General features: G+C 62.1%; 26 protein-coding genes. 12 read left to right on the top strand and 14 right to left on the bottom strand.

What is annotated here, in order from left to right:
- Positions 1-13: 13 nt before the first annotated feature.
- Positions 14-718 (top strand): HAD family hydrolase, encoded by a 705-nt coding sequence (locus ACQ7C1_RS01725; protein ID WP_430957080.1) that lies wholly within the window; start codon positions 14-16, stop codon positions 716-718.
- A gap of 11 nt (positions 719-729) precedes the next feature.
- On the opposite strand, the gene ACQ7C1_RS01720 is transcribed toward ACQ7C1_RS01725, so the two are convergent.
- Together ACQ7C1_RS01720 and ACQ7C1_RS01715 are read right to left on the bottom strand one after the other, a co-directional pair.
- Positions 730-1,230, bottom strand: a complete 501-nt coding sequence (locus tag ACQ7C1_RS01720) for a hypothetical protein (protein WP_085777095.1) — start codon at positions 1,228-1,230, stop codon at positions 730-732.
- Positions 1,227-1,856 carry a DNA-3-methyladenine glycosylase I gene (locus ACQ7C1_RS01715; protein WP_430957079.1) on the bottom strand — a complete coding sequence of 210 codons (630 nt, stop codon included), beginning with the start codon at positions 1,854-1,856 and terminating at the stop codon, positions 1,227-1,229. Before ACQ7C1_RS01715 ends, ACQ7C1_RS01720 begins: the two co-directional genes overlap by 4 nt.
- 228 nt (positions 1,857-2,084) lie before the next feature.
- On the opposite strand from ACQ7C1_RS01715, the gene ACQ7C1_RS01710 reads away from it, so the two are divergent.
- The 3 genes from ACQ7C1_RS01710 (at position 2,085) to ACQ7C1_RS01700 (ending at position 4,554) form a co-directional block, all read left to right on the top strand.
- Positions 2,085-2,831, top strand: coding sequence for a L,D-transpeptidase (locus ACQ7C1_RS01710; protein WP_221114031.1), 747 nt, complete (start codon positions 2,085-2,087; stop codon positions 2,829-2,831).
- Between the two features lie 234 nt (positions 2,832-3,065).
- Positions 3,066-3,758: a L,D-transpeptidase gene (locus ACQ7C1_RS01705; RefSeq protein ID WP_085777092.1), complete on the top strand. Its 693-nt coding sequence runs from the start codon at positions 3,066-3,068 to the stop codon at positions 3,756-3,758.
- 121 nt (positions 3,759-3,879) lie between these two features.
- Positions 3,880-4,554 (top strand): outer membrane protein, encoded by a 675-nt coding sequence (locus ACQ7C1_RS01700; RefSeq protein WP_221114030.1) that lies wholly within the window; start codon positions 3,880-3,882, stop codon positions 4,552-4,554.
- A gap of 23 nt (positions 4,555-4,577) precedes the next feature.
- On the opposite strand, the gene ACQ7C1_RS01695 is transcribed toward ACQ7C1_RS01700, so the two are convergent.
- The 4 genes from ACQ7C1_RS01695 to ACQ7C1_RS01680 form a co-directional block, all read right to left on the bottom strand.
- Positions 4,578-5,015: a hypothetical protein gene (locus tag ACQ7C1_RS01695; RefSeq protein ID WP_430957078.1), complete on the bottom strand. Its 438-nt coding sequence runs from the start codon at positions 5,013-5,015 to the stop codon at positions 4,578-4,580.
- Positions 5,016-5,058: 43 nt separating this feature from the next.
- Complete coding sequence (gene glcF, locus ACQ7C1_RS01690) at positions 5,059-6,369, bottom strand: glycolate oxidase subunit GlcF (RefSeq protein WP_430957077.1); 1,311 nt, start codon at positions 6,367-6,369, stop codon at positions 5,059-5,061.
- Positions 6,370-6,604: 235 nt separating this feature from the next.
- Positions 6,605-7,810, bottom strand: a complete 1,206-nt coding sequence (gene glcE / locus ACQ7C1_RS01685) for a glycolate oxidase subunit GlcE (RefSeq protein ID WP_430957076.1) — start codon at positions 7,808-7,810, stop codon at positions 6,605-6,607.
- Positions 7,807-9,246 carry an FAD-linked oxidase C-terminal domain-containing protein gene (locus ACQ7C1_RS01680; protein WP_430957075.1) on the bottom strand — a complete coding sequence of 480 codons (1,440 nt, stop codon included), beginning with the start codon at positions 9,244-9,246 and terminating at the stop codon, positions 7,807-7,809. Before ACQ7C1_RS01680 ends, glcE begins: the two co-directional genes overlap by 4 nt.
- A 156-nt stretch (positions 9,247-9,402) precedes the next feature.
- On the opposite strand from ACQ7C1_RS01680, the gene ACQ7C1_RS01675 reads away from it, so the two are divergent.
- Positions 9,403-10,299, top strand: a complete 897-nt coding sequence (locus tag ACQ7C1_RS01675; protein WP_221138964.1) for a LysR family transcriptional regulator — start codon at positions 9,403-9,405, stop codon at positions 10,297-10,299.
- Between the two features lie 88 nt (positions 10,300-10,387).
- Here the strand turns inward: ACQ7C1_RS01675 and ACQ7C1_RS01670 are convergent, their stop codons facing one another.
- Together ACQ7C1_RS01670 and ACQ7C1_RS01665 are read right to left on the bottom strand one after the other, a co-directional pair.
- Complete coding sequence (locus tag ACQ7C1_RS01670; protein ID WP_430957074.1) at positions 10,388-11,545, bottom strand: adenosylhomocysteinase; 1,158 nt, start codon at positions 11,543-11,545, stop codon at positions 10,388-10,390.
- 97 nt (positions 11,546-11,642) lie between these two features.
- Entirely contained in the window at positions 11,643-12,554 is a 912-nt protein-coding gene (locus tag ACQ7C1_RS01665; protein ID WP_430957073.1) for a LysR substrate-binding domain-containing protein, read from the bottom strand.
- Between the two features lie 228 nt (positions 12,555-12,782).
- Between ACQ7C1_RS01665 and ACQ7C1_RS01660 the strand changes: the two genes are divergently transcribed.
- The 5 genes from ACQ7C1_RS01660 to ACQ7C1_RS01640 all read left to right on the top strand — a co-directional run bounded on the left by ACQ7C1_RS01660 (position 12,783) and on the right by ACQ7C1_RS01640 (position 18,145).
- Entirely contained in the window at positions 12,783-13,295 is a 513-nt protein-coding gene (locus ACQ7C1_RS01660; RefSeq protein ID WP_430957072.1) for an NUDIX hydrolase, read from the top strand.
- Between the two features lie 64 nt (positions 13,296-13,359).
- Positions 13,360-14,856: an inorganic phosphate transporter gene (locus ACQ7C1_RS01655; protein WP_430957071.1), complete on the top strand. Its 1,497-nt coding sequence runs from the start codon at positions 13,360-13,362 to the stop codon at positions 14,854-14,856.
- 17 nt (positions 14,857-14,873) lie between these two features.
- Positions 14,874-15,611 (top strand): 16S rRNA (uracil(1498)-N(3))-methyltransferase, encoded by a 738-nt coding sequence (locus ACQ7C1_RS01650; protein WP_430957070.1) that lies wholly within the window; start codon positions 14,874-14,876, stop codon positions 15,609-15,611.
- 145 nt (positions 15,612-15,756) lie between these two features.
- Entirely contained in the window at positions 15,757-17,130 is a 1,374-nt protein-coding gene (locus ACQ7C1_RS01645; RefSeq protein ID WP_430957069.1) for a glutamate--cysteine ligase, read from the top strand.
- Between the two features lie 151 nt (positions 17,131-17,281).
- Positions 17,282-18,145 (top strand): DUF937 domain-containing protein, encoded by an 864-nt coding sequence (locus ACQ7C1_RS01640; protein WP_221114026.1) that lies wholly within the window; start codon positions 17,282-17,284, stop codon positions 18,143-18,145.
- A gap of 121 nt (positions 18,146-18,266) precedes the next feature.
- Here ACQ7C1_RS01640 and ACQ7C1_RS01635 read toward each other — a convergent pair whose 3' ends face one another.
- Entirely contained in the window at positions 18,267-18,566 is a 300-nt protein-coding gene (locus ACQ7C1_RS01635) for a DUF1127 domain-containing protein (RefSeq protein WP_183702870.1), read from the bottom strand.
- A gap of 204 nt (positions 18,567-18,770) precedes the next feature.
- Between ACQ7C1_RS01635 and ACQ7C1_RS01630 the strand changes: the two genes are divergently transcribed.
- Positions 18,771-19,727, top strand: a complete 957-nt coding sequence (locus ACQ7C1_RS01630; RefSeq protein WP_097597820.1) for a LysR substrate-binding domain-containing protein — start codon at positions 18,771-18,773, stop codon at positions 19,725-19,727.
- A gap of 6 nt (positions 19,728-19,733) precedes the next feature.
- Here ACQ7C1_RS01630 and ACQ7C1_RS01625 read toward each other — a convergent pair whose 3' ends face one another.
- The 3 genes from ACQ7C1_RS01625 to ACQ7C1_RS01615 form a co-directional block, all read right to left on the bottom strand.
- Positions 19,734-20,375, bottom strand: coding sequence for a TetR family transcriptional regulator (locus tag ACQ7C1_RS01625; RefSeq protein WP_183702867.1), 642 nt, complete (start codon positions 20,373-20,375; stop codon positions 19,734-19,736).
- Positions 20,376-20,638: 263 nt separating this feature from the next.
- The gene (locus ACQ7C1_RS01620; protein ID WP_430957068.1) at positions 20,639-21,055 is read right to left on the bottom strand and encodes an MAPEG family protein; all 417 of its coding nucleotides are present in this window, start codon (positions 21,053-21,055) and stop codon (positions 20,639-20,641) included.
- A 105-nt stretch (positions 21,056-21,160) separates the two neighbouring features.
- Positions 21,161-21,916: an SDR family oxidoreductase gene (locus ACQ7C1_RS01615; RefSeq protein ID WP_183702860.1), complete on the bottom strand. Its 756-nt coding sequence runs from the start codon at positions 21,914-21,916 to the stop codon at positions 21,161-21,163.
- A 93-nt stretch (positions 21,917-22,009) separates the two neighbouring features.
- Between ACQ7C1_RS01615 and ACQ7C1_RS01610 the strand changes: the two genes are divergently transcribed.
- A complete protein-coding gene (locus ACQ7C1_RS01610) occupies positions 22,010-22,927 on the top strand; it encodes a LysR substrate-binding domain-containing protein (protein WP_430957067.1) in 918 nt (305 codons plus the stop codon).
- Positions 22,928-22,934: 7 nt separating this feature from the next.
- Here the strand turns inward: ACQ7C1_RS01610 and ACQ7C1_RS01605 are convergent, their stop codons facing one another.
- Positions 22,935-23,489 carry a hypothetical protein gene (locus ACQ7C1_RS01605; protein ID WP_430957066.1) on the bottom strand — a complete coding sequence of 185 codons (555 nt, stop codon included), beginning with the start codon at positions 23,487-23,489 and terminating at the stop codon, positions 22,935-22,937.
- Between the two features lie 2 nt (positions 23,490-23,491).
- The gene (gene guaB / locus ACQ7C1_RS01600; RefSeq protein ID WP_085777072.1) at positions 23,492-24,976 is read right to left on the bottom strand and encodes an IMP dehydrogenase; all 1,485 of its coding nucleotides are present in this window, start codon (positions 24,974-24,976) and stop codon (positions 23,492-23,494) included.
- Positions 24,977-24,986: the final 10 nt, after the last annotated feature.

Here is a 24,986-nt window from a genome sequence, read left to right as displayed (position 1 = left end):
AAGAGGTGCACATGTGACGACGCGAGCACTGACGACGATCGGCTTCGACGCCGACGACACGCTTTGGCAGAACGAACAATTTTACCGACTGACGGAAGCTCATTTTACCGAGCTTCTTGCCGATTTCGCCGAAGGCCCGAAGATCTCCGAGCGGCTGCTGGAAGCCGAGAAACGCAATCTTCGCCACTACGGCTTCGGCATCAAGGGCTTCACCCTATCGATGATCGAGACGGCGATCGAGATCACCGAGGGCAAGGTGCCGGCGAGCGTCATCGCCAAGATCCTCGACACTGGCCGCGACCTGCTCAGCCATCCGGTCGAGACGATGCCGCATGCGCGCGACACGCTGGAGGCGCTCGCCGGCAAGTATCTGCTTGTCATGATCACCAAGGGCGATCTCTTCGACCAGGAGCGTAAGCTCGCCCAATCCGGGCTCGGCGACTTCTTCGATGCCGTCGAGATCGTGTCCGACAAGACTGCCGTCACCTATCGCCGCATCTTCTCCAAGGTTGGCGACGGGCCGGAGCGAGCGATGATGGTCGGCAATTCGCTGAAATCGGATATAGTGCCGGCGATCGCCGCCGGCAGCTACGGCGTCTTCGTGCCGCACGAACTCACCTGGGTGCTGGAACATGTGGACGAACCGACGGAAGCGCCGCGCTTCCGCAAGATCGGCCATCTCGGCGAATTGCGCGAACTGATTGACGGGCTCGCATAGTGGGCCGCGCCTCACTTCGCCTTGGGAGGCGCCTTCGGAAACAGTGAGGGCGATTCCGGCTCAGCCGGCGGCTGCTGCGGGGCTGCGGTCAAGGGCTCGATCAGGATGCTGAAGGGGGCGCCGAGGCCGCGGCGCGGCGAGACCTTGGAGTAATAGGGACGCAGCAGCCAGGTGGTATTTTCCTTCACCGTCGTCTGGTAGCTCATGCCGTCCTCATCGGTGCCGAAGAAAGCTTCGTCATCGGGTTTCGACAGGTCGAAGATCGCCAGGAAGGCGAACTTGCTCTTGGTGGAAAAATCGATCTTCACGTGCTGACCGGCGCGCACCGGCAGCGTGTAAACATGGCTATTGCCGAATTTCGTCCATCCCTTGAGTTGCATCGTGACGGCCGGAAACTGCAGCTTCTCCAGCTTCTCGCCGGGATCGAGCTGCGGCGTCTGCGCCGCGGCAAATGCCGGCAAGAAGAACAGGGCAAGGGCAGCGAACAATATTTTCACGGACAGATCTTTCATGGTCGAACCAGTACGGCGCGCATCGCCTCCACCTCGGGCCGGCAGAAACAACCCTCCAGATGATCGTTGACGAGGCCCATCGCCTGCATGAAGGCATAAATTGTGGTCGGGCCGACAAAGGTCCAGCCGCGTTTCTTCAGATCCCTCGAAATGACGACCGATGTCGGCGTCGTCGGATTGGCGACGATGTGGTCGCGATCGACCACAGCCGGCCGCTCGTTGTGGCCGGGTTCGTAGCGCCAGAAATAACCGGCGAGCGAGCCGAATTCGTCCCGAAGTTCGATGGCGCGCCTGGCATTGTTGATCGTGGAGACGATCTTGCCGCGATGACGGATAATGCCGGCATCGGCCAGGCAGCGGGCCACATCCTGCTCACCGAAGAGGGCAACCTTCTCGAAATCGAAACCGGCGAAGGCGGCGCGGAAATTCTCCCGCTTGCGCAGGATGGTCAGCCAGGAAAGGCCGGACTGGAATCCTTCGAGGCAAATCTTCTCGAACAGGCGGATATCGTCGGTGACCGGCCGGCCCCATTCCTCGTCGTGGTACTTGAGATAGTCCGGCAGGTTGGCGTGCCAGTGGCAGCGGCTCCTGCCGTCCTCGCCGATGATGATGCCATTCGTGCTCATGTCCGCTTCATTTTCGGGGATCCGCTTCGCTGTCCAGTCATGATTCCGGCTTTACCATTTGCAAACCGTCTTTCCAAACCGATCGGTAACCCTGACGAAAAGTTTATTCGGCCCGTCGGTTTTTCACGGATCGATATTTACCATTCGCTGGCGGATGGGGTGGCAGCGTCTGTGCGAGCGGATCCGTCCCGCCAGTCCATTTTCGGTCATTTGTAGAGAGTTCGTCCGATGATGAAACACCTTTTTCTAGCCGCAGCCTTCTGCGGCATCTTCTCCACGGCCGCCGTTGCGGACGACCGCTACGCCACCCGTCCGCCAGTCATCCTCAGCCCCGATCTGACCGCACCGTGGATCAATCAGCTCGGCGGCAAGGTCCGGCCTGTCGTCTATCAGCGCCCGGTGGTGCAGCCGCAGCAGCGTGGTCTTTTCCAGCGCCGCATCATGCGTCAGGCGCCGCAGCCGGCCCCTCAGACCGTTTCGGCGATCAATCCCGGCATACCGGCGATCCGCCATCCGATCGAGCCGCAATATCTGCCGCAGATGGTCGATTACGACACCACGGAAAAGCCCGGGACCATCGTCATCGACACCAACAACCGCTTTCTCTATCTGGTCATGGACGGCGGCAAGGCGCGGCGCTACGGTGTCGGCGTCGGCAAGCCGGGCTTCGAATGGGCGGGCGTCCATAAGATCACCCGCAAGACGGAATGGCCGGACTGGACGCCGCCTTCCGAGATGATCAGCCGCGAGGCGGCCAAGGGCCATTATCTGCCGGCGCGCATGGACGGCGGCCCGGAAAACCCGCTCGGCGCGCGCGCCATGTATCTCGGCTCGACGCTTTACCGCATCCATGGCACCAACGCGCCCTGGTCGATCGGCAGCGCCGTTTCTTCCGGCTGCATCCGCCTGCGCAACGAGGACGTCGTCGATCTCTACGACCGCGTCAACGTCGGAACCCGCGTTATCGTCATGTAACGGCACACGCAAAAGCTGGAGCACCAGCAAGAGTGTTCAGCGGTTTTGCGTTGGGAATTGAGTAAAAACAATGAGATGGAGCATATTCGTGTTTCGGAGAAATACGGAAATGCTCTATGACGCCGCTAAGACAGGCGGCTTCACTCGTCAAAATTGCTTTATCCGGCCATGTCGATCTTGAATCGGGCAGAAGATCATGTAGCTTCGGGCGGACTTGCTTGAGGGGAATCGACTATGATCAAAGTGATGCCGGGACTGGCCGCGGCCGGACTTGTCCTGTCCTTGATTTCTACATCAGCCTTCGCCGCGCCGGTCGGCTCGGCTTCCGACAATGCACGGCAGCCGGCGCAGATCGTGCGCGTGGCGCAGATGCCGAAGTACGTAAAGCCGCAGTTCAAGCGCAAGAAAGTGCGCCTGGTGACGACGGAAGCGGCTGGCACCGTCATCATCGATACCAACAACAAATATCTCTACCTGGTCGAAGGCAACAACCGCGCCACCCGCTACGGCATCGGCGTCGGCCGCGACGGCTTCGGCTGGTCGGGTATCGTTAAGATCGGCCGCAAGGCCGAATGGCCGGCCTGGACGCCGCCGGCCGAAATGCGCCGCCGCGAAGCCGCCAAGGGCCACATCATCCCCGCCTACCAGGAAGGCGGCGAGGACAATCCGCTCGGCGCCCGCGCCATGTATCTCTATCAGGGCGGCCGCGACACCATCTTCCGCATCCACGGCACCAACCAGCCCTGGACGATCGGTCTCAATATGTCTTCCGGCTGCATCCGCATGATGAACGAAGACGTGATGCATCTTTATGATCGCGCCCCGGTCGGCACCAAGGTGATCGTCATCGGTCCCGGCAACAAGCAGGGCAACGTGGCGTTCGAAGACAGAGGCATCGACGTGTTGCGCACGATGTTCGGCGGCTGAGCAACACTTTAGAAAAAAACGAAAGGCGCCATTGGAGGCGCCCTTTGTTTTGCTTAGACATTGCGGCGGAAAACTGCCAAAGCTGCCTCAGAGTCGACATATTGCAATTTGGGGTTATTCAATGACGTCTGCGCTGCGCTCCTCCGCCTCCCTGTTTGCGGGCATCGCGCTTTTCACCATCTGTTCAGCAGCCTCCGCCTCGGCGGAAGACCTGGAATTCTCCATTTACGGCGGCTATCAGACCGCGCCGCACAGCGGCGTCGACGTCTCGGACGGCACGCATTTCACGGCCGGCTGGGAAGGCAAATCCTTCGGCGCCCCGCCCTATTACGGCGGCCGCGTCACCTGGTGGCTCGAGAATTTCAACAAGCCGAACTGGGGTATCTCGCTCGATTATACCCATGACAAGGTCTATGCCGACGACGACACGCTCGCCAAGGCCGGCTGGTCACATTTCGAATTCACCGACGGTCTGAACCTGCTCACCGTGAACGGTCTCTATCGCTTCCAGGATCCGACTCGCCGCTGGACGCCCTATCTCGGCGCCGGCATCGGCGTCAACATTCCGCATGTCGAAGTGATTCGCCCCGAGGGCAAGACCTGGGCTTATGAATTCGGCGGCGTGACGCTGCAGGCTCAGGCCGGCGTCGACTTCAAGGTGACCGACCGCTGGTCGACCTTCGTCGAATACAAGGGCACCTATTCGCGCGTCGACGTTCCGATCGACAGCGGCGACCGGCTGAAGACCAACATCTTCACCAACGCCGTCAATGTCGGCGTATCGTTCCACTGGTAATGAATTGAAATTCAGCTGCGGCGCTATTTCGTGCCGCAGCTGACCTTGCCCTCGGCGGCGTAAGGTTTGCCGCCGCCCTCGATCGTCAGGGAATAGGTGCCGCTGAAATTCGCCGCCGGCTTGCCACGCGCGCCGGCGACCACCACCAGATCCAGCGTTGCGCCGCCGGTGTCGTCACCGCCGCCGTCGAAGACTTCCAGGAGCAGTTCGCCATCGCGCGACCAGTGATTGCTCAGATGCTGTGATTCGAACACACGTTTGGCAAAGGCCGCTTGTGCGGGATCCTTGACAATAAGCGCGCCGCGGAAATGGTTGAGCCTGTGGCCGGCATCGCTTGCGAAACCGCTTTCGAGGGTGAACCGCGCCTGCGCGTCATCGGCGGAACAAAATAGGCGGCTGTCGGCACGGGCCGCGCCTGCCGCACCGAGCACTCCCGCAAGTACAATCATTCCCCGCCACATCGCCCAACCTCCCGGGAGCGGCCCGAATGGGCCGGCATTCCCTTCAGCCTAACGACAAACCAGTTAATTTTTCCGGCATAGCGCCGCCATAGGCCCAATCGAGAAGTTCGACCGTATGCAGGATCGGGATCTCGGTTCCGGTGGCGATCTGGGTGATGCAGCCGATATTGCCGGTAGCGATGACATCGGCCTTGGTGGCTTCGATGTTTTTGACCTTACGCGCCTTCAGCGCCGCCGAAATCTCCGGCTGCAGGATGTTGTAGGTGCCGGCCGAGCCGCAGCAGAGATGGCCTTCGGCCGGATCGCGCACGGTGAAGCCCGCCGCCTTCAGCAGTTGCTTCGGCTGAAGGGTGATGCGCTGGCCGTGCTGCATCGAACAGGCGGAATGATAGGCGACCGTGATGCCCCTCGGCATATGGGCCGGCAGGTCGAGGCTCACCAGATATTCGCTAATGTCCTTTGCCAGCGCCGAGACCTTGGCCGCCTTTGCAGCATAGGCGGGGTCGAGGCGCAGCATGTGACCGTAGTCCTTGATCGTCGTGCCGCAGCCCGAAGCGGTGATGATAATCGCATCGAGGCCATGACTCTCGATCTCGCGCGTCCAGATATCGACGTTGGTGCGGGCGCTTGCGAGCGCCTGCTCGGCCCGGCCCATATGGTGGACCAGCGAACCGCAGCAAACCTCGCCTTCCGGCGCCACGACCTCGACGCCGAACCGCGTCAGCAGCCCGATCGCCGCCGCGTTGATGCCGGGATCGAGCACCGGCTGGGCGCAGCCGGACAGGATCGCCACCCGGCCGCGCCGCTCCGCCTCGGGCCGATATGTGCCGGGTTTTGAAAAATCTGAAGGCGCGGGAACGCGGCGCGGTGCAAGCGCCAGCATGGCGGCAAAGGGTTTCAGCGCTGCCCCCCGCATCAGTGCGGAAAAGGGGCGGCCGAGACGGGCGAGATGGAGCGCCAGCCGGAACCGGCCGGGAAAGGGCAGCACGGCCGCGAGAATGGCGCGCGTCAGCCGGTTCATGAACGGCCGTCTGTAAGTCTTTTCGATATGGGCGCGGGCGTGATCGACCAGATGCATATAGTCGACGCCCGAGGGACAGGTGGTGACGCAGGCAAGGCAGGAGAGACAGCGGTCGATGTGGGTGACGACCTCGGCATCGGCGGGCCGGCCGTTTTCCAGCATGTCCTTGATGAGATAGATGCGGCCGCGCGGGCTATCGAGCTCGTTGCCGAGCGTCACATAGGTAGGACAGGTGGCGGTGCAGAAACCGCAATGAACGCATTTGCGCAGGATCTGTTCCGATTCGGCGACATGGGGATCGGCGAGCTGGGCCGGGGTGAAATTGGTTTGCATCTAGCGGGGCCTCCGCTTAGGGGGCGCTGTGCCTGGGGCACCCCCCTCTGTCCTGCCGGACATCTCCCCCACAAGGGGGGAGATCGGCAAGACGATCGGCCATCGGTCCCTCTCTGCCGTGTTCGACCGGCATTGCCCCCGTTGTTTGGGGGAGCCGTCGCCCCGATCCGATCTCGCCTCTTGTGGGGGAGATGTCCGGCAGGACAGAGGGGGGTAACCCGTGCGCAGAGCCATCTTATCCCTCACCCATCTTCCCCGGATTAAAAATCCCAGCCGGATCGAACTTTTCCCTCACCCGCCGCGACAGCATCGCCACCGCCTCCGGCTCCGGATGGAACGCCGCCGTTGCCGCCCTCGCTGCCTCCGATGCACGGATAAGTGTCGCATGGCCGCCGCCGAGCGCCTTGATGAAGCGGCGGACCAGATCTGCTTCAGGATCCGCCTCCATCCTCATCCAGACGAGACCGCCCTGCCAGTCGTAGAAGGCGTCGACGCCGGCTTCGAGGCGGAGTGCCGAGACCAGTTGATGGCCGGTTCCCGGCGCAACCGAAACGCGCCAGACCGGCCGCGTCGTGCCGTCGGCATAGGGTAATACATCACGGATTTCTCGCCAGAGTCTGCGGCTTTCCGGCTCATCCAGCCGCGTCACCGTGGCAAAGGCCGACATCGCGGCCGCAAGCTTCTCGATGCGCACGTCGACCGAACCGGGCAAGCCTTCGACGCGCAGAACCGTCGCCTCGCCCTCGGGCAATTTGCCGGCAAGGAATTTCCAGGTCACCGTCAGCGGCAGATGGGCAGCACCGGAGATCTCGACCGGCAGCGCCATCGCCGCCGCCATGGCATTGGCCGCTTCGGCATCGTTGAGGCCGGAGAGCACCAGCGTCTGTTCCGTCTTCGGGCGCGGCGGCACGCGGAAGGTCAGTTCGGTGATGAAACCCAGCGTGCCGTGCGAGCCGGCGATCAGCTTGACGAGATCGAGGCCGGTCACATTCTTCATCACCCGGCCGCCGGCCTTGATGATCTCGCCCCTGCCGTTGACGAAGCGCACGCCGAGCAGGCTGTCGCGGGCAGCCCCCGCAATGAGGCGGCGCGGGCCGGAGACATTGGCGGCAAAGACGCCGCCGATCGTCGGCTCGCCCGATCTGCGCATGATTGGCCGATGATCCATTGGCTCGAAGGCAAGCATCTGGCCGCCTTCGGACAGTGCCGCCTCGACCTCGGCAAGCGGCGTACCCGAGCGGACCGTCATGACCATCTCGCCGGGATTGTAGGCGATGATGCCGGAAAGCCTGGTCGATCGCAGCCGGTCTTCCGATGCAACGGTGTTGCCGAAACCCGAGCGCGTATCACCGCCACAGATAGCGAGCGGCCGGTTCGTCTCCGCATGTGTGAGGACGATCGCCGCCGCCTGTTCCTCGCTTGTGGGCATCAGATCGATCATTGGGCCGGGCGCCCTTCGAGCGGGAAGACCTTCGATGGGTTGAGGAGCCAGCCCGGATCGAAGGCGGCGCGCACCGCCATCTGCTGGGCGAGATCGGCCTCTGAATACTGATGGCGCATCAGGTCGCGCTTTTCGATGCCGACGCCATGCTCGCCGGTGAGGCAGCCGCCGGCGTCGACGCAGAGCTTGAGGATATCGTTGCCGGCGGCTTCGGCGCGGGCGGTATCCTCGGGGTCGTTGGCATTGAAGAGGATCAGCGGATGCATGTTGCCGTCGCCGGCATGAAAGACGTTGGCAACCCGCAGGCCGTAACGATCGACGATCTCCGTGGTCTTCTTCAGCACATGGGAAAGCTGGCTGAGCGGCACGGTGCCGTCCATGCAGATATAGTCGGCGATGCGGCCGGTGGCGCCGAAGGCGGATTTGCGCCCTTTCCAGATCAGCGCGGCCTCGGTAGCCGACTGACATTCGCGTACGGTCTTCACAGCATGGCGGCGGGCGATCTCGACGATATCCTTCAGGGTGGCGTCCATTTCGGCTTCCGAACCCTCGACCTCGACGATCAGCAGCGCCCCGACATCGAGGGGATAGCCGGCATGGGCGAAGGCCTCGCAGATCTCGATTGCCGGCTTGTCCATGAATTCGATGGCAACCGGGATGATGCCGGCGGCGATGATATCGGCAACGCAGGCGCCGGCCTCTTCTGAGCTTTCGAAGCCGAAGAGCACGGGACGGGCACCTTCCGGCTTGGCGATCAGCCGCACCGTTGCCTCGGTGACTATGCCGAGCTGGCCTTCGTGGCCGCAGACGAGGCCGAGCAGGTCGTAACCGGCCGCATCCAGCGCCTTGCCGCCGAGCTCGATCACCGTACCGTCGACCAGCACCATTCTGACGCCGAGCAGATTGTTGGTGGTAACGCCATATTTCAGGCAATGGGCGCCGCCGGAATTCATGCCGATATTGCCGCCGATGGTGCAGGCGAGCTGCGAACTCGGATCGGGCGCATAGAAAAAGCCGTCCGCGGAGACGGATTCGGAGATGTTGAGATTGGTGACGCCGGCCTGAACCACGGCGACACGGTTCGGCAGATCGATTTCAAGAATGCTGTTCATCTTCGACAGGCCGAGCACGACGGCATCCTCCTGCGGAATGGCGCCGCCGGAAAGCGAAGTGCCGGCGCCGCGCGGCACGACGGGAATGCCGTAGCGGTGGCAATAGCGCATGACGGCCGCGACCTCGGCCGTGGTGCGCGGCAGGGCGACGGCGAGCGGCAGGCGGCGATAGGACACGAAGGCGTCGGTTTCGAACGGCACCAGCTCGCGCGCCTCATGAACCAGGCATTCGGGCGGCAGAAGATCGGCGAGATCGGCAACGATCCGGGCGCGGCGCGCCAGCACATCGGCGCGCGGGGCGAGAAACGGAATGGCGTCGGACATGGTGTCCTCCCTGACCCTGACGACCGGAAATCGCAGCGGAAAGATGACAGCGGGACGGCCGCCAGCCTCTGCCGCCGGTGAACCGGCTTAGCACTTTCCCGAAAGTGGCGCAAATGCTAAGCACTTATGTCAAAAGGGAAAAAGTCTGAAAACCTTATGACCAATCTGGGTGATCTCGAAATCTTCGCCAAGGTCGTTTCGACTGGCAGCATGTCGCTCGCCGGGCGGGCCCTCGGCTTTTCGCCCGCGGTCGTCTCCAAGCGGATCAAACGGCTGGAGGACCGGCTCGGCACCCGGCTTCTGCAGCGCACGACGCGGCAGATCTCGCTGACGGAAGCCGGACAGGGTTTTTACGACCGTGTCCTCGGTATTCTCGCCGGGTTGGAGGAAGCTGAATTTTACATTTCCGGCCGCTCGGCGCAAATGCAAGGCACGCTGAAGATCTCGGCGCCGACCTCCTTCGGCCGCATGCATATCGCGCCGCATCTGAAGGCGTTCATGCAGGCGCACCCGGAGCTTGCCATTAACCTGGTGCTGACGGACGAATTCTCAGACATCGTCGGAGGCGGCTTCGATCTGGCGATCCGCATCGCCGAGTTGACGGATTCGAGCCTCGTTGCCCGGCGGCTGGCGCCGGTGCGACGGGTGCTCTGTGCCTCGTCGGACTATCTCGCTGCGCATGGCCAACCGGGGGACATCGAGGATCTGAAACACCACCGATGCCTTCCGGCGCACAACAACGACACGTGGCGGCTGATCGGGCCGGAGGGTGCGCTCAGCCTGCGGCCGGAGGGCATGCTGATCACCAATTCCAGCGAAGTGATCCGCGAAGCGGTGATCGCAGGCCTTGGAATTGCCCTGCGCTCGACCTGGGATATCGGCAAGGAACTCAAGTCCGGCCGACTGGTGCAGGTGCTGCCGGCCTATGAGGGCTCACAGAACGTTGGCCTGTCGGCCGTCTATCCCAGCCGCCAGTTCCTGCCGGCCAAGGTGCGGCTGTTCATCGACTATCTGGCCGAGCTTTATGGTCCCGTCCCTTATTGGGAGCTCTGACGCAGATCCGCTGCCTCGGCTTAAAAGCGCGCCGCGATCTTCTAGATCCGCTCGGCCCACGCTTTCAGTCTTGATTTCCCGACATGCTCTAACGCCAGAGATCGAGATAGGCGCTCGCCACCATCGCATCGATATCGGAGGGCACCGGCACCACGCAGGCTTCGGCACCGGCCTCGCCTTTCGCGATCCGCTCCAGGCAGCGGGCCTGAAGCGTGAAGCCGAGGTCCATCGACTCGGCGGAATTGCCGAGCGGCCGGGGACCGGCCAGGTTGGCCATATGGCCACGGCCAAGCACGTGGAACGAACGGCCATCCTTCAGATGGAAGGTCTCGATATGCTCGGCCTCATATCGGTCGATACCGGCGACATCGGGATGGCGCCAAAAGGCTTCGACATCGATCTCCAGCGGAAAATGGCCGCCATTCATCAGGATCGCCCCATCCTTGAGAAGCGGCAGATCGGCCGCCGTCACAATAGCGGGAAAACCGGTGACGGTGATGAGGATATCGGCCGAGCGGATCGCGGCGTCGCGCAAGGGCGTCACGAAACCGTCGAGATGGGCTTCGAGCGTCGTCACCGGATCGATGTCGACAACGCTGACGGTGGAAAAAGCATTGCGAAAACAGGCGGCCGTGCCCTTGCCACAGGCGCCATAGCCGAAAACCGTCACCCGTTTGCCATTGGTGGAGCGATTGGTGAAGCGAAGATAGCTCTCGAACAGGCTCTGACCGACCGCATGCCGGTTCTCGGCAAACTGCTTGATCGGGCTGTCGTTGATGACGAGGATCGGCATGTTCAGGCGTGCGCGCATCGGCAACAGCCGCGTGCGGCCGGACGTCGTCTCCTCGGTGCCGCCGAGAAGATTGGCGAAAGGCTTTTCCACGGCGATGGCGAAAAGATCGCCGCCATTATCGAGCAGCAGATCCGGCCTTTCGGCGATCACAGCTTCCAGGCTCTGGTGATGGGCCGCGGCATCGGTCGTCAGGGTCGCAAAGACGGTGATGCCCTGTGCGCGCAGGAACTCGACCGTCGAGGGCTGGGTGCTGTTGAGATTGCCGGTGCAAACGAGGCGCGCTCCGCCGGCACGAAGCGTCATGAGAAGCGCCACCGTCTTCGGCTCCAGATGGATGCCGGTGCCGATCGACAGACCATCGAAAGGGCGCGTGCGCTCGAATTCCGCCGCTGTTGCCTTGAGCAGCCGACAGCCGCTGCCGATCCAGTCGATGCGGGTTGCGGTGCTTTCCATCTTCTCTTCCTTTTTCCGTTTCCGCGCCTGTATTAGCGCAGCGGCAGTAAGGCGGACATGGACGTAATTCTGGCGCTGGAGCAGAAAAACTGCCCTTTCAGGCCAGTGTTCCGCAGCGAAGCAGCCAGGCGGACAAGGCCGCTAAGGCCGGCCGCCTGGCATCCGGCGTGCGGCAGCAGAGACTGTAACCCGACGGCCGGGAAATGAAGCCGAAGGGCGCGGCCAGTTGCCCACGTGCGAGGTCGTCCTCTATCGAGGCGCGCGGCGCAAGCGCGATGCCGAGCCCGGAGCGGGCAGCGGCGAGCGCCAGCAGCAGATCCTCGAATTCCTGCCGGCGGGAAAAGTTGACCGGCGGCGTGCCGCTTTCGGCGAACCAGTCGTCCCATAACCGCGGAACGCTGCGGCTGACAAGTTGCGTCAGAGCGCCCATCGCGCCGAGTCCTGCGGACAATGTCGCGGCAAGGGCCGGGATGGCGACGGGACCGAATTCGTCCTCCATGAAGCGCAGCGCGACAATCCCTGCAGCCGGCCGGTATTCGCCGCCCATGATCACCGCATCCAGTTCCGGGTGCATCTGCAGCGGCTCGGCCACGGCCATCGGCACGATGTCAATCAGAGTATCGCCGAGGCTTGCCTGCATATCCGCAACGCGCGGCATCAGCCACCAGACCGCGAAGGCGGAAGGCACGCCGAGGCGAATACGGCCAGGTGCGGCACCCTCGAAATCCAAAGCGGCCCGCTGCAGAATATCGAAAGCCGCGCTCGCAGCCTCGGCGAACGCGCTCGCCTCTGCAGTCGGGACCAGCCTGCGGCCGTCGCGCGTGAAAAGCTTCCGGCCGAAGTGATTCTCCAGCGTGGCAATCTGCTGGCGCACGGCGCCGCGCACCACGTTCAGCTCCTCGGAAGCCTTCAGAATGCTGCCATGGCGGCAGACGGACACGAAGGCGCGGACGGCATTGAGAGGCGGGAGACGCTTAATTACCACATTGGCAAAATGATAGGGGAACAATTCGTCCCGGCATTGATTAGGGGTCCGGACCGACTCATACTGTACACCTGTGCAATATGACGCATTCAAGACAGGTCGCGACGGATTTCTGAGCCTGCCCCAGCTCGTTTTCCCCTAAAAACGGCGGCTAATCATGTTTTGGATCGCCCGCGGCTTTGGATTGCGTCAGGGTTCCGTGATACACGTATATGAGTGATTCCTAACAACCATGCAAAGGTGACCCGACAATTGACTCTTCTCGCCCGATTGGCATCCGATGTGCAACTGATGTTCCGGCGCCCGCCGCGACAGCAATATGGTGCCATCTGTTACCGGGTGAAGAAGAAAAGCGCTGAGGTCGAAGTTCTGCTGATGACGAGCCGCGACACGGGCCGCTGGGTCATTCCCAAGGGCTGGCCGATGAACGGTAAGTGCGCTCATGAGGTCGCGGCGCAGGAAGCCCTGGAAGAAGCCGGCGTACGCGGCGCGGCCGAGGCGGAAACGCTCGGTTCCTACACCTATCAGAAGGTGCTGCGTGACGGGGTGCAGGTCGTCTGCAAGGTGCAGGTCTATCCGCTTGAGGTTACCGACTTGGCGAAGAACTTCAAGGAAAAGGGCGAGCGCACCATCGAATGGGTCTCATGCGACGAGGCGGCGAGCCGCGTCCGCGAACCAGAACTTCGCAATCTCTTCCTCGCCTTCAAGCAAAAGATGACCGATAGACTCTCGGCCAAGGCGACGAAACAAATTCCGGCGGAATGAATCCTGCCATCTTGCACTGCTAGGAAAGCAGCGTAGAAGCAGATTTCATCCTTCAGGAAAAAGAATGCCGCCCCGTCCCGCAGTTCTGACGAAACGCACGCTCGACAAGGACCTCGATAAGATTACCTATGTCGAGGACGCGGCAAAGCATGTTGCGCGGCGGCTGGTGGCGCCTGGGCTCGGGCTGATTTTCGTCGGCATCGTCATGCTCTTTGCAGGCGTCTACGTCTTCGACCGTCCGGGCGCCGTGCTCGTCGTGGCGGCAGCGGCCCTTGCCGGCTACATGGCGATGAATATCGGCGCCAATGACGTGACCAACAATGTCGGTGCGGCCGTAGGCGCACGCGCCATGACGATGGGCCAGGCGCTTGTCATCGCTGCGATCTTCGAGGTCTTGGGCGCTACGATCGCGGGCGGCGAAGTGGTCAAGACGATTTCCTCCGACATCGTCGATGCCGGCCAGGTGTCGCCGGCGGTGCTCGGCTGGATCATGATGGCGGCGCTGACCGCAGCAGCCCTTTGGATCAACCTTGCAACCTGGATGAATGCGCCGGTTTCCACCACGCATGCGATCGTCGGCGCAGTGATCGGGGCCGGCATCTCAGCTGTGGGGCCGGAGCCGGTGAATTGGCGGGTAATGTTTGAGATCACCTCGAGCTGGATCACCTCGCCGCTGCTCGGCGGACTGATCGCGGCCGGTCTGCTCTATCTCGTCAAGACCCTCATCATCTATCGCGACGACAAAATCGCAGCGGCGCGGCGCTGGGTGCCGGTGTTGGTTGCGGTGATGGCCGGCGGCTTCATGGCCTATATGCTGCTGCAGCTGTCGCCGATCGGCAGATTTCCGCCCTTCACCGTCATTCTGATCGGAATCGGCATGGGGCTGGTGAGCTGGCTTGCCGTTCGGCCGCTCGTCCTCGCCCAGGCGCGGGATCTCGAAAACCGCAACAGCTCACTGCGGGTGCTGTTCCGGCTGCCGCTGATCGGCTCGGCGGCGCTGCTGTCATTCGCGCATGGCGCAAACGACGTTTCGAACGCAGTCGGGCCGCTTTCGGCGATCGTCCATTCGGTGGGTATCGGCGGCGACGGCGTCGGCCATCCGCCCCTCTGGGTAATGCTGATCGGCGCCTTCGGCATCTCCGTCGGCCTGCTGCTCTTCGGGCCGCGCCTCATCCGCCTCGTCGGCGAAGAGATCACCAAGCTTAACCCGATGCGCGCCTATTGCGTCGCGCTGTCGACCGCTTTCACCGTCATAGTCGCCTCCTGGCTCGGCCTGCCGGTCAGCACCACGCATATTGCCGTCGGCGCCGTCTTCGGCGTCGGCTTCTTCCGCGAATGGTACACCCGCCGTTCCAAGCGCCGCATCGCCTATATCAGGCGCAAGGCCGAGAGCTGGGAACTGGATGAACCGGAGGAGCCGAACATTTATGAAAGGCGGCGGCGCTACCTCGTCCGCCGCTCACATTTCATGACGATCATCGCGGCCTGGATCATCACCGTCCCGGTTTCGGCGACGCTTGCAGCGATGATTTATTGGGTTATGTTCGCGCTCTTCATCTGAGGCTCCAGGTTTTTCGAATGCGCGCCAATTTCCGCATGCAACGGCTTTTCGTCGACGCGCCCCTTTCCAGCGGCGCCGTCGTGGAGGCGAATGCCGATCAGTTCAACTATCTCGCCAATGTGCTGAGAATGGAGAACGCTGCGGAGATCCTGCTCTTCAACGGCCGGGACGGCGAGTGGAAGGCCTCCCTCTCCTTCCCCACGCGCAAACGCATCCAGCTGACGGCGATCGAGCAGACGCGGCCACAGCCGGCGCCTTGCGACCTGCATTATCTCTTCGCGCCGCTCAAAGTCGGCCGCATGGATTATCTCGTGCAGAAGGCTGTCGAAATGGGCGCCGGCTTACTGCAGCCCGTCATGACCCAGCACGTGCAGGGGAAAATCACCAATCTCGACAAACTGCGTGCCAATGTTGTCGAGGCAGCCGAGCAATGCGGCATTCTCGGCATTCCCGATGTGGCCGAGCCGGCGAAGCTTTCCGACCTGCTCGACCGCTGGCCGAAAGAACGGCGCGTCATCTATTGCGACGAGGGCGATGCCGGGCAAAACCCGCTGCCGGTGCTGGCAGCCATCCAGGAAAGGCATCTCGCTCTGCTCGTCGGGCCGGAAGGCGGCTTTTCGGAAGAAGAGCGGGCGCGGCTTCGAAGCCTCGATTTCGTCACCGCCATTCCGCTCGGGCCGCGCATCCTCAGGGCAGATACGGCGGCCGTTGCGGCGCTGGCGGTGGTCCAGGCGGCGATCGGCGACTGGACGTGACCGGGAAAACGGTTGACGCGGAAATCACTGCTGTTTTTTTGATGCGTCGTTGAAAGAATTTCACTTGCAACAAACGTGGCTTGGGTCCTAATCACCTTCCAACTGCCCGCCCCCCTGGGCGCCTTCTTGAATACAGGTACCCCGCATGGCCCGCGACACTACCGACCAGACGCCGCTCTCTTCGGTTCAGGATCTGACCGATTACATCGCCGCGGGCAACAAGCCGCGGGAGCGCTTCCGGATCGGCACCGAACATGAGAAGTTCGCCTTCTTCCGCGCCGACAACAGCCCGGTTCCCTATTTTGGCGATGAGAGCATTTCTGCCCTGCTCACCGGCCTGCAGAAAAAGAGCGGCTGGGAGCCGATCGTGGACGGCGGCAACATCATCGGCCTTGCCGAACAGAACGGCATGGGCGCGATCTCGATCGAACCCGGCGGCCAGTTCGAACTCTCCGGCGCGCCGCTGGAAACGATCCATCAGACCTGCAAGGAATCGAACCAGCACCTGGCGACGCTGCGCGAGATCGCCGAACCAATGGGCATCCGTTTCCTCGGCATCGGCGGCAGTCCGAAATGGACCTATGCCGAGACTCCGCAGATGCCGAAATCGCGCTACGAGATCATGACCCGCTATATGCCGAAGGTCGGCACCAAGGGTCTCGACATGATGTATCGCACCTGCACGATCCAGGTGAATCTCGATTTCTCCTCGGAAGACGACATGCGCAAGAAGATGCGTGTCTCGATGAAGCTGCAATCGCTGGCGACTGCGCTGTTTGCCTCCTCGCCCTTCACCGAAGGCAAGCCGAACGGTTTGCTTTCCTGGCGTGGCGATATCTGGCGCGATGTCGACAACCGACGCGCCGGCCTGCTCGACTTCACCTTCCGCGACGACTTCGGTTTCCGCGACTACGCCGAATGGGCGCTCGACGTACCGATGTATTTCATCGTCCGCAACGGGCGCTATCACGACTGCACGCACGTCACCTTCCGCCAGTTCATGAACGGCGCCTTGAAGGGCGAGGTCGCCGATCCGGAGCCGACGATGGGCGACTGGACGAACCATCTTTCGACGCTCTTCCCCGACGTGCGGCTGAAGCGTTTTCTCGAAATGCGCGGTGCGGACGGCGGCCCGTGGCGGCGCATCTGTGCACTGCCGGCCTTCTGGGTCGGCCTGCTCTATGAAGATGCAGCCCTCGAGGCAGCCGACCAGCTGACCAAGGATTGGAGCTTTGCCGAGGTCAGCGCCCTGCGCAACGCCGTTCCGGCCGAAGGGCTGCAGGCTGAATTTCACGGGCACTCGCTTCTCGAGACGGCACGCGAGGTGTTGGGCATATCGAGGGCCGGCCTCAAAGCCCGCGGCAAGCTCAACGGCGAAGGGCAGGACGAGAGCATCTTCCTGGCGCCGCTCGACGAAGTGCTCGCCAAGAAGGCGACGCTCGCCGAGGATCTGCTGTCGCTCTATCACGGCCGCTGGCAGCTTTCCGTCGAGCCGGTCTTCGAGGACTACCAGTATTAGGTTTGCCGCACCGGCACTCTCCAGCTTGGATACCTCGCTCCGCGCCTTTGCCGGAACGGCTTTAAGTTCTTATGGCAAAAAGCCGTTTGCACATTACCTTTTCCGGATATAGTGGCGTTACACGCGTCACGACTCGGGGAAAGGGACCTCCATGCTGCCACTCTTCGACATGATGATGCAGGCGCAGAACGGCGCAGCGATGGAAGCGGTCGCCCGTCAATTCAACTTGGCTCAGGAGCAGGCAACGAAGGCCATGGCCGCGCTGATGCCGGCCTTTTCCGCCGGCCTGAAGCGCAGCACCAGCAATCCTTACGATTTCGTCGGATTGATGCAGGCCGTCGCCTCCGGCAATTACGCACGTTATTTCGAAGATATGAGCCGGGCTTTCACGCCTGAGGGCATTTCCGACGGCAACAGTATCCTCGCCCAGCTCTTCGGCTCCAAAGAGGTTTCGCGGGCGATCGCAGCCCAGGCCGCCCAGATGACCGGGATCGGGCAGGAAATCTACAAACAGATGCTGCCGGTGCTGGCAGATACGCTGATGGGCGGGCTCTTCAAGCAAACGACCGGTCAGATGGCCGCGCCCGTCAATCCCTTCGTCAACACGGCGATGGGCGAGACCATCCAGAAATGGCTGGAAAGCACGGGCTTCGCACCGAAGCCAAAGACTGCTCCTGAAGCCAGCATCTTCGACAATCCGTTCACGCAAGCGATGCAGACGATGTTTTCGGCACCGAAGCCCGAACCGGCGCCTCAACCCAACCCCTTCCTCGACAATCCCTTCGCCAAGGCTTTCCAGGAGATGATGGCCGGCCTCAGCCAGCAGCCGGCGGCCCAAAAGCCGGCAGCGAAGACGCAGGCAGCGCCGAAGGAAGAGCAAAAACTCAATGCCGAGAGCTATGCCGAAATGCTGAACGCCATGTTCGACAGCGGGCTGGAGGTGCAGAAGAGCTATCAGAGGAATCTGGAGGCGATCTTCGAAACCTACCGGCCGAAGCCTTCGTCAGAGACCTAACGCGCGTCGCGTCCAGGCGACATCCGGCACGCATAAAAAGACCCGGCGATGGCTGGGAAAGCCGATCACCGGGTCAAGCGGCAGGGCTATTGGCTATCACCCTGCGGGGAAACTCGCGCTCCTACTCGTCGGAGGAGCGGAAGAACTGCAGGCGCCAACGATTACGCGCCGAGCGCGTCAGATGTTCCGACGGGTCCTCAAAAAAAGTCGAGGCCAGGAACGCCGAGGTCAGGTCGGCCCGGGTGAGGCCGATGTCCCTCAGCTGCGCGTCGTTCAGATCATGCAGCGCGTTGATCTCCATGCGATTGCGGAACACGCGAAAGAGGAAGGTCAACGGCGCAAGGCTTGCCGCCAGACGCTGGTAAAACGTCGGGGTAAGCTTACCGCAGTCGAGTTCTAGTGTCCGGTCTGTCGTGTGCATCGAACTCTCCTTTCTTTCGGGGCACGCAACAACCCACCCCTGCCGCGAGGTCGTGCGGAAGGGAGCAGGCTGGATTCGGCTCGGACAGGCAGGGTGTCTGTCCTTCACTTTGCTTGATTTGCATCTCGAAGATGCCAAAGACCTATTGATCAGTCCAACGAATGTTTCTAATGATTATCATCAGCTATCTTTATAGGTGAACCCATGTCCGCGCCCCTTGATCTCGACCAGTTGCAGACTTTCATCGCCATCGTCGATTCCGGCAGCTTCACCAAGGCCGCCGACAGGGTCTACAAGACCCAATCCGCCGTCTCCATGCAGATGCGCCGTCTCGAAGAGCGCATCGGCAAGCAGCTGTTCATCAAGGACGGCCGCGGTAACCGGCTGACGGTCGAGGGGGAAAAACTGCTCAATTACGCCCGCCGCATCATCCGCCTCAACAATGAGGCGATCGCCGCCTTCGACGACAACAGGCTGGAGGGGACGCTGCGCATCGGTACGCCGGACGATTATGCCGATCGGTATATGCCTGAAATCATCGGCCGCTTTGCCAAAACCCATCCGAACGTCGAGCTCTACATCGTCTGCGAGCCCTCGGTGGATCTCGCCGAGCGCATGCACAAGGGTGAGCTCGACATCGCGCTCGTCACCCACAATCCGCGCGAGCGCATGTCCGATGTGGTGAGAACCGAGCCGCTCTGCTGGGTCGGTTCGGCCAACCATCCGATCCGCGACGACGCGCCGGTGCCGCTTGCCGTCGGCCGCCGCGACTGCCAGTGGCGCCAGCTCGCCTGCTCGGCTCTCGATGCCGTCGGCCGCGAGCACCAGATCCTGTTCACCAGCTGGTCCTGCACCGTCGTCGCCGCGGCGGTGCTGGCCGGCATGGCGGTCTCGGTCATGCCGGAATCGGCGCTGCGGACGGGCATGAAGGTGCTAAGCCAGGCCGACGGTTTCCCGGCGCTGCCGCCGGTGCAGATCGGCATCATGAAGCGGCCAGGCGTCTCGCTGTCGCTGATGAACGCGATTACGGCGCACATCACTGCCTGCCTCGACAACATCACGCCGGCTGTCGTCGACGACGGTCTGGACGCGGATGTCAAATCGGCTCAGGCGCGCCTTTACCCGCGGCCGAAGGCCGCCAACATGATGCCGAGCTGGTAGAAAGCCTCAGGCGGCGCTCGACGCGCTCGCGGCGAAAAGGGAAGCGCGGATGACACGCTTCCACTCGCCGAGCATGCGCCGCGCTATGGTCTCTTCGCTGACAGCGGCAAGCCGGACGACGGCGCCGATCAGGTGGCTGAAAAGGTAAGTGCGCGCGAACATTTCCTCGTCGCAAAGGTCGGGAGCCAACCTGCTTACGGCGTCATGAAAGATACCGGCGACGCGACCGCTATGCTCGATGTTCAGCCGAAGCAGATCCTGATCGGTTTCGGTTCCCATCCAGACGCCGCGATAGACGGGATCGTCGCGATAAGATTCGTAATACCAGTCTATGGTGGCGCAGACGCGATCGAGGGCCTGGTCGAGTGACTGCACATCGCTGAACATCGCCGCCGTCTTCGCCTGGATCGCCGAAGCGTGCTGGTCGAACAGGGCTTTTACGATCGCCGCCTTCTCGGGAAAATACTGGTAAACCGAGCCGATCGGTACCTTGGCGGCGATCGCGAGTTCCGTCATCCGCATGGCGCTGACGCCCTTTTTGGCGATGATCTTGGCGGCGGCGGCGAGGATAAGATCCAGCCTCTGGATGCTGCGCTCCTGCTTCGGCTGCCTGCGCAAGCCGATGCGATCCATGCTTTCCGCGCCCATGTCGTTCCCATTCTTATTGTTTCGCGGAGGAGCTATCTGCCACCACCGCATCGAGCGGATATGACATTGCAGGCCTTCATCAGCAGTAAATGGAAAAGTTCACATTTTAGCGACCGGCAAAAGCCTGTGAAATCAAGCCCTCGCAGCATATCGCGCTAATTGACGGGGATTGAAAAGACTTCGAAAGGTTGTGTGAGAACAGAGATATGCGGCGGACCTACCTTGGTACAGGCGCGCGTTCGGTCAGGTGCGATCGACGCAAGTCAGTCCATCGCCATCCACACAGCGAGCCAGACCCACAGGAGAGCGAGCACGAGGTAGCCTGCCGCAAAAAGAGGACTGCGATAGCGCATTTCATTGCTGGTGACGTGAACGGCGGCGTGAGCATAACGCAGCGCGACGAAGATCCACGCAAGACTGACGGTCAAGATGTTGTCGGCCCGCGTGATATAAAGGAGAATGCTGCAGGCATAGAAGAGCACCGGCAGTTCGAACTGGTTGGCGAGAGCGTTCTTCACAACGAGGCTTTCGACCGGCTCGCCGCGATTTTCTCGGTAATCCGACCGAGCGACTTTTCCGGCTCGGACCATTTTCTTTCGCCTCAAGCCAAGAAGCGCGTAGAGACCATAGACCAGGGTCACATGGGCGAGGAGTGGCCAGAAGATTTCATAGCCGGTCATGATCGCCACTTCCTTTCCGCTTTCGTATGTCATTGGCAGCATTAGCGGAAAGGATAAGCGGATGCCAGCGGCTCGCCGCCGGCATCCGCAAACCCGATATCGTCTTCACACCTGGGCGCTGCCGCCATCGACGAAGAGTTCGGCACCGGTGACGAAGCTGGAATCCTCCGAAGCGAGGAAGAGTGCGGCAGCGGCAACTTCCTCGGCACGGCCGACCCTGCCCATTGGCACCTGGGCCGCCAGGACGTCAAGCAGGCCCTGCTGTTGCACTGGGTCCTTACCCGCCAATTCGACCAGTCCGGTCGTTTCCGTCGGACCAGGGCTAAGCGTGTTGACCCGAATCCCGCGATCCTTCAAGTCGAGGATCCAGTTGCGCGCAAAACTGCGCAGAGCGGCTTTCGATGCAGCGTAAACGCTAAAGGCGGGTGTCCCGGTCGAGCCTGCTGTCGATCCTGTCAGGATGATCGATGATCCTGCCGAAAGCAGTGGCAAGGCCTTCTGCACCGTAAAGAGAACTCCCTTCACATTCCGATCGAACGTGTCGTCATACTGCTCTTCGGTAATTTCGCCGAGGGGCAACATTGAGCCGCCACCCGCGTTAACGAAAAGCACGTCGACTTTCCCAGCTTCTGCCTTCACCCGTTCATAGAGGCGATCGAGGTCGGCTGGATTGGCTGAGTCAGCCTGAATTCCCACAACCCCGCCGCCGATCTCAGCGATTGCCGCATCGAGAACGTCCTTGCGACGGCCCGTGATGAAAACCCGTGCGCCCTCAGCGACGAAGCGCTTGGCCGTTGCAAGGCCAATGCCAGACGTGGCGCCGGTGATAACAGCAATCTTCGCATTCAATCGTTGTGTCATTTGTCGTCTCCTTTGGTTCGACTGAAGCTGAGATATGGACGGGGGCATTCTTTCGGAATAGAAAGAATTGAAAGCTATTGTTTCAGGAATGAAATGAACAAGTTTCCCGATTTCGAGGGTCTGGCGATGTTTGCGAAGGTCGCCGAAGAGCGTTCTTTCCTTCGGGCTGCACAGACGCTCGGCGTGTCAGTGCCGACCGTTTCGCGCGCCGTGAGCCGTCTTGAGCACAGGCTGGGGGCAAGGCTCTTTAACCGCACCTCTCGGCAGCTCGCGTTGACTGAATTCGGCCTGCGACTGGTCGACAGCGCCGCACGAATCTATGCGGAAGCCGAGATGGCAGAGGACACTGCCAGGGAGATTGCCACCCGGCCGAAGGGGCTCATCAGGCTTGCCGCACCGATGGCCTTCGGGACACGCTGGCTGGCGCCGGTCCTGCCTGAGTTTTTCGAGCTCTTTCCGGAGATTTCGATCGACCTGCACATGAGCGATGCCGTCGTCGATATCGTGGGAGACGGCTTTGATGCGGCGCTCAGAATCGCGGTGCTGCCGGATTCGTCATTGGTCGCGCGCAGGCTGACGCCGGTGGATCGCTTCATTCTCGCTGCACCCGCATATCTCGATCGGTACGGCGTGCCGGAACATCCGAGCGAACTAGCGGCTCATCATTGCCTCGGATACTCCTACAGGGCGCGGCAGGATGTCTGGCGCCTGCGCAACAGTGAAGGTAAGGAGGAGGTCATCGTACCAAGTGGCTCTCTCAAAGCCACCAATTCGCAAGCTTTGGTGCCAATGGCGCTACGCGGCCTCGGGATCATCGAGCTACCCGAGTTTCTCGCACATGACTATCTCATAGACGGCCGGCTGAAGCCGATCCTTCCCGGCTGGACGCTGCCAACAGGCGCACTGTATTTCGTCACACCTTCTGCTCGCAACCGCCCAGCGAAGGTCGAGGTCCTTTCCGATTTCATGATGGCGAGACTGTCAAATCCGGTCTGGCGGCAAAGGAGCTGATGCCGCTTCAGTCCTGGCCTGTCGACAGCCAACGGGCGACGGCAAGCCGGGCGGCGACGATGAAGCAGATCGCGAGGCTTGCGAATTTCAACCGCGTCAGCCACGGCAGCAGGTGCATTGCAAGACCTGCAGACGCGCCGTTGCCAAAAGCAATCAGGCTGGAAATGTTCTCGCCGTAGTCCGAGATGCCGTAGATGAAAGGCAGCAGATAGATCGCCTTGGCTATGAGCGGATGAAGTGACCGGTCGAACCACGAGCCGACGGGGCCGAGCCTCACGAAGACAAGGAACAGCAGCACCGTGAGCAATGCCGGAAAAATCAGCTCCGGCCCGAAATACATGGCGCTGAGCAATTTGGCCGCCGTCTCGTTTTCATCGAGCAGCTTCTGCATGTGGAAGACGGCCGATTCGTCGTAACCGGCGAAATAGGTGTCGAGTACCGCCTGCCCGGTTTCGTGCTTGAAAGGCACGACGAAGCCGAAGGTCGTCCAGGCGAGCACGGCAAGGCAAAGGGCGGCGAGCAGCGCGACGATCCAGAGCGGAATTGCGCTGCCCGCCTTCATGATCAGAGGCCGGCACCCGGATAGTTCGGGCTCTCGCGGGTGATCGTCACGTCATGGGCGTGGCTTTCGCGAAGGCCGGCGCCGGAGATGCGCACGAAGGTGGCGCGCTCCTGGAAATCCTTCAGGTCCTTGCCGCCGACATAACCCATCGCGGCCTTGAGACCGCCGGCGAGCTGGTGGACGACGGCCGAGACCGGTCCCTTGTAGGGCACCTGACCCTCGATGCCCTCTGGGACGAGCTTCAGCGTGTCGCGCACCTCAGCCTGGAAATAACGGTCGGCCGAGCCACGGGCCATTGCGCCGACGGAGCCCATGCCGCGATAGGCCTTGAAGGAACGGCCCTGGTAGAGATAGACCTCGCCCGGGCTCTCATCGGTGCCGGCGAGCAGCGAGCCGATCATGACGGCGGAGGCGCCGGCGGCGATCGCCTTGGCAAGGTCTCCGGAGAATTTGATGCCGCCGTCGGCGATAACGGGCACATCCTGATCCTGGGCGGCCTGGACGGCCGACATGATGGCGGCGAGTTGGGGAACGCCGACCCCGGCGACAATGCGCGTCGTGCAGATCGACCCCGGGCCGATACCGACCTTGACGGCGTCCGCGCCGGCATCGATCAGCGCTCGGGTGCCGTCATAGGTTGCGACGTTGCCAGCCATGATCCTAACCGAGTTGGAAAGCTTCTTGACGCGGGTCACGGCATCGAGGACGCGCTGCGAATGGCCATGGGCGGTATCGACGACCAGGAGGTCGACGCCGGCCTCGATCAGCCGTTCGGCGCGCTCGAAGCCGTCGTCGCCGACGCTGATGGCGGCGGCGGCGCGAAGCCGGCCCTGCGCATCCTTGGAGGCGTTCGGGTTCAGCTGCGACTTCTCGATATCCTTGACGGTGATGAGGCCGACGCAGCGGCCTTCGGCGTCGACGACCAGCAGCTTCTCGATGCGATGCGAATGCAGCAGGCGCTTGGCCTCCTGCTGATCGACGCTCTCCTTGACGGTGACCAGATTGTCCTTGGTCATCAGCTCATGGATCTTCTGCTCCGGATCGGAGGCGAAGCGGACGTCGCGGTTGGTGAGGATGCCGACGAGGCGGCCGGACTTCTCGACGACCGGGATGCCGGAGATGCCATGCGATTTCATCAGGGAGAGCGCTTCGGCAAGCTTCGCTTCCGGGCCGATGGTGACGGGGTTGACCACCATGCCGCTTTCGAACTTCTTCACCTGGCGGACCTCTTCGGCCTGCTCGATCGGAGTCAGGTTGCGGTGGATGACGCCGAGGCCGCCGGCCTGCGCCATGGCAATCGCCAGCCGGCTTTCGGTGACGGTATCCATGGCTGAAGAGAGGATCGGGATGTTGAGATCGAAGTCGCGGGCGATGCGGGTGGCGATGTTCGTCTGGCCGGGCATGACCTCGGAGTGCCCCGGCTGCAGCAGCACGTCGTCGAAGGTAAGCGCGTCCGCGCCGGTTGCCGTTTCAATGATGCGTGCCATGGCCAAATTC

Origin of the sequence: Rhizobium sp. Nf11,1 (assembly GCF_050587665.1) — a bacterium.
Lineage (GTDB): Bacteria > Pseudomonadota > Alphaproteobacteria > Rhizobiales > Rhizobiaceae > Rhizobium.
The sequence above is the reverse complement of the archived record's forward strand: the minus strand, read 5'-3'. Positions and strand labels throughout refer to the sequence as shown.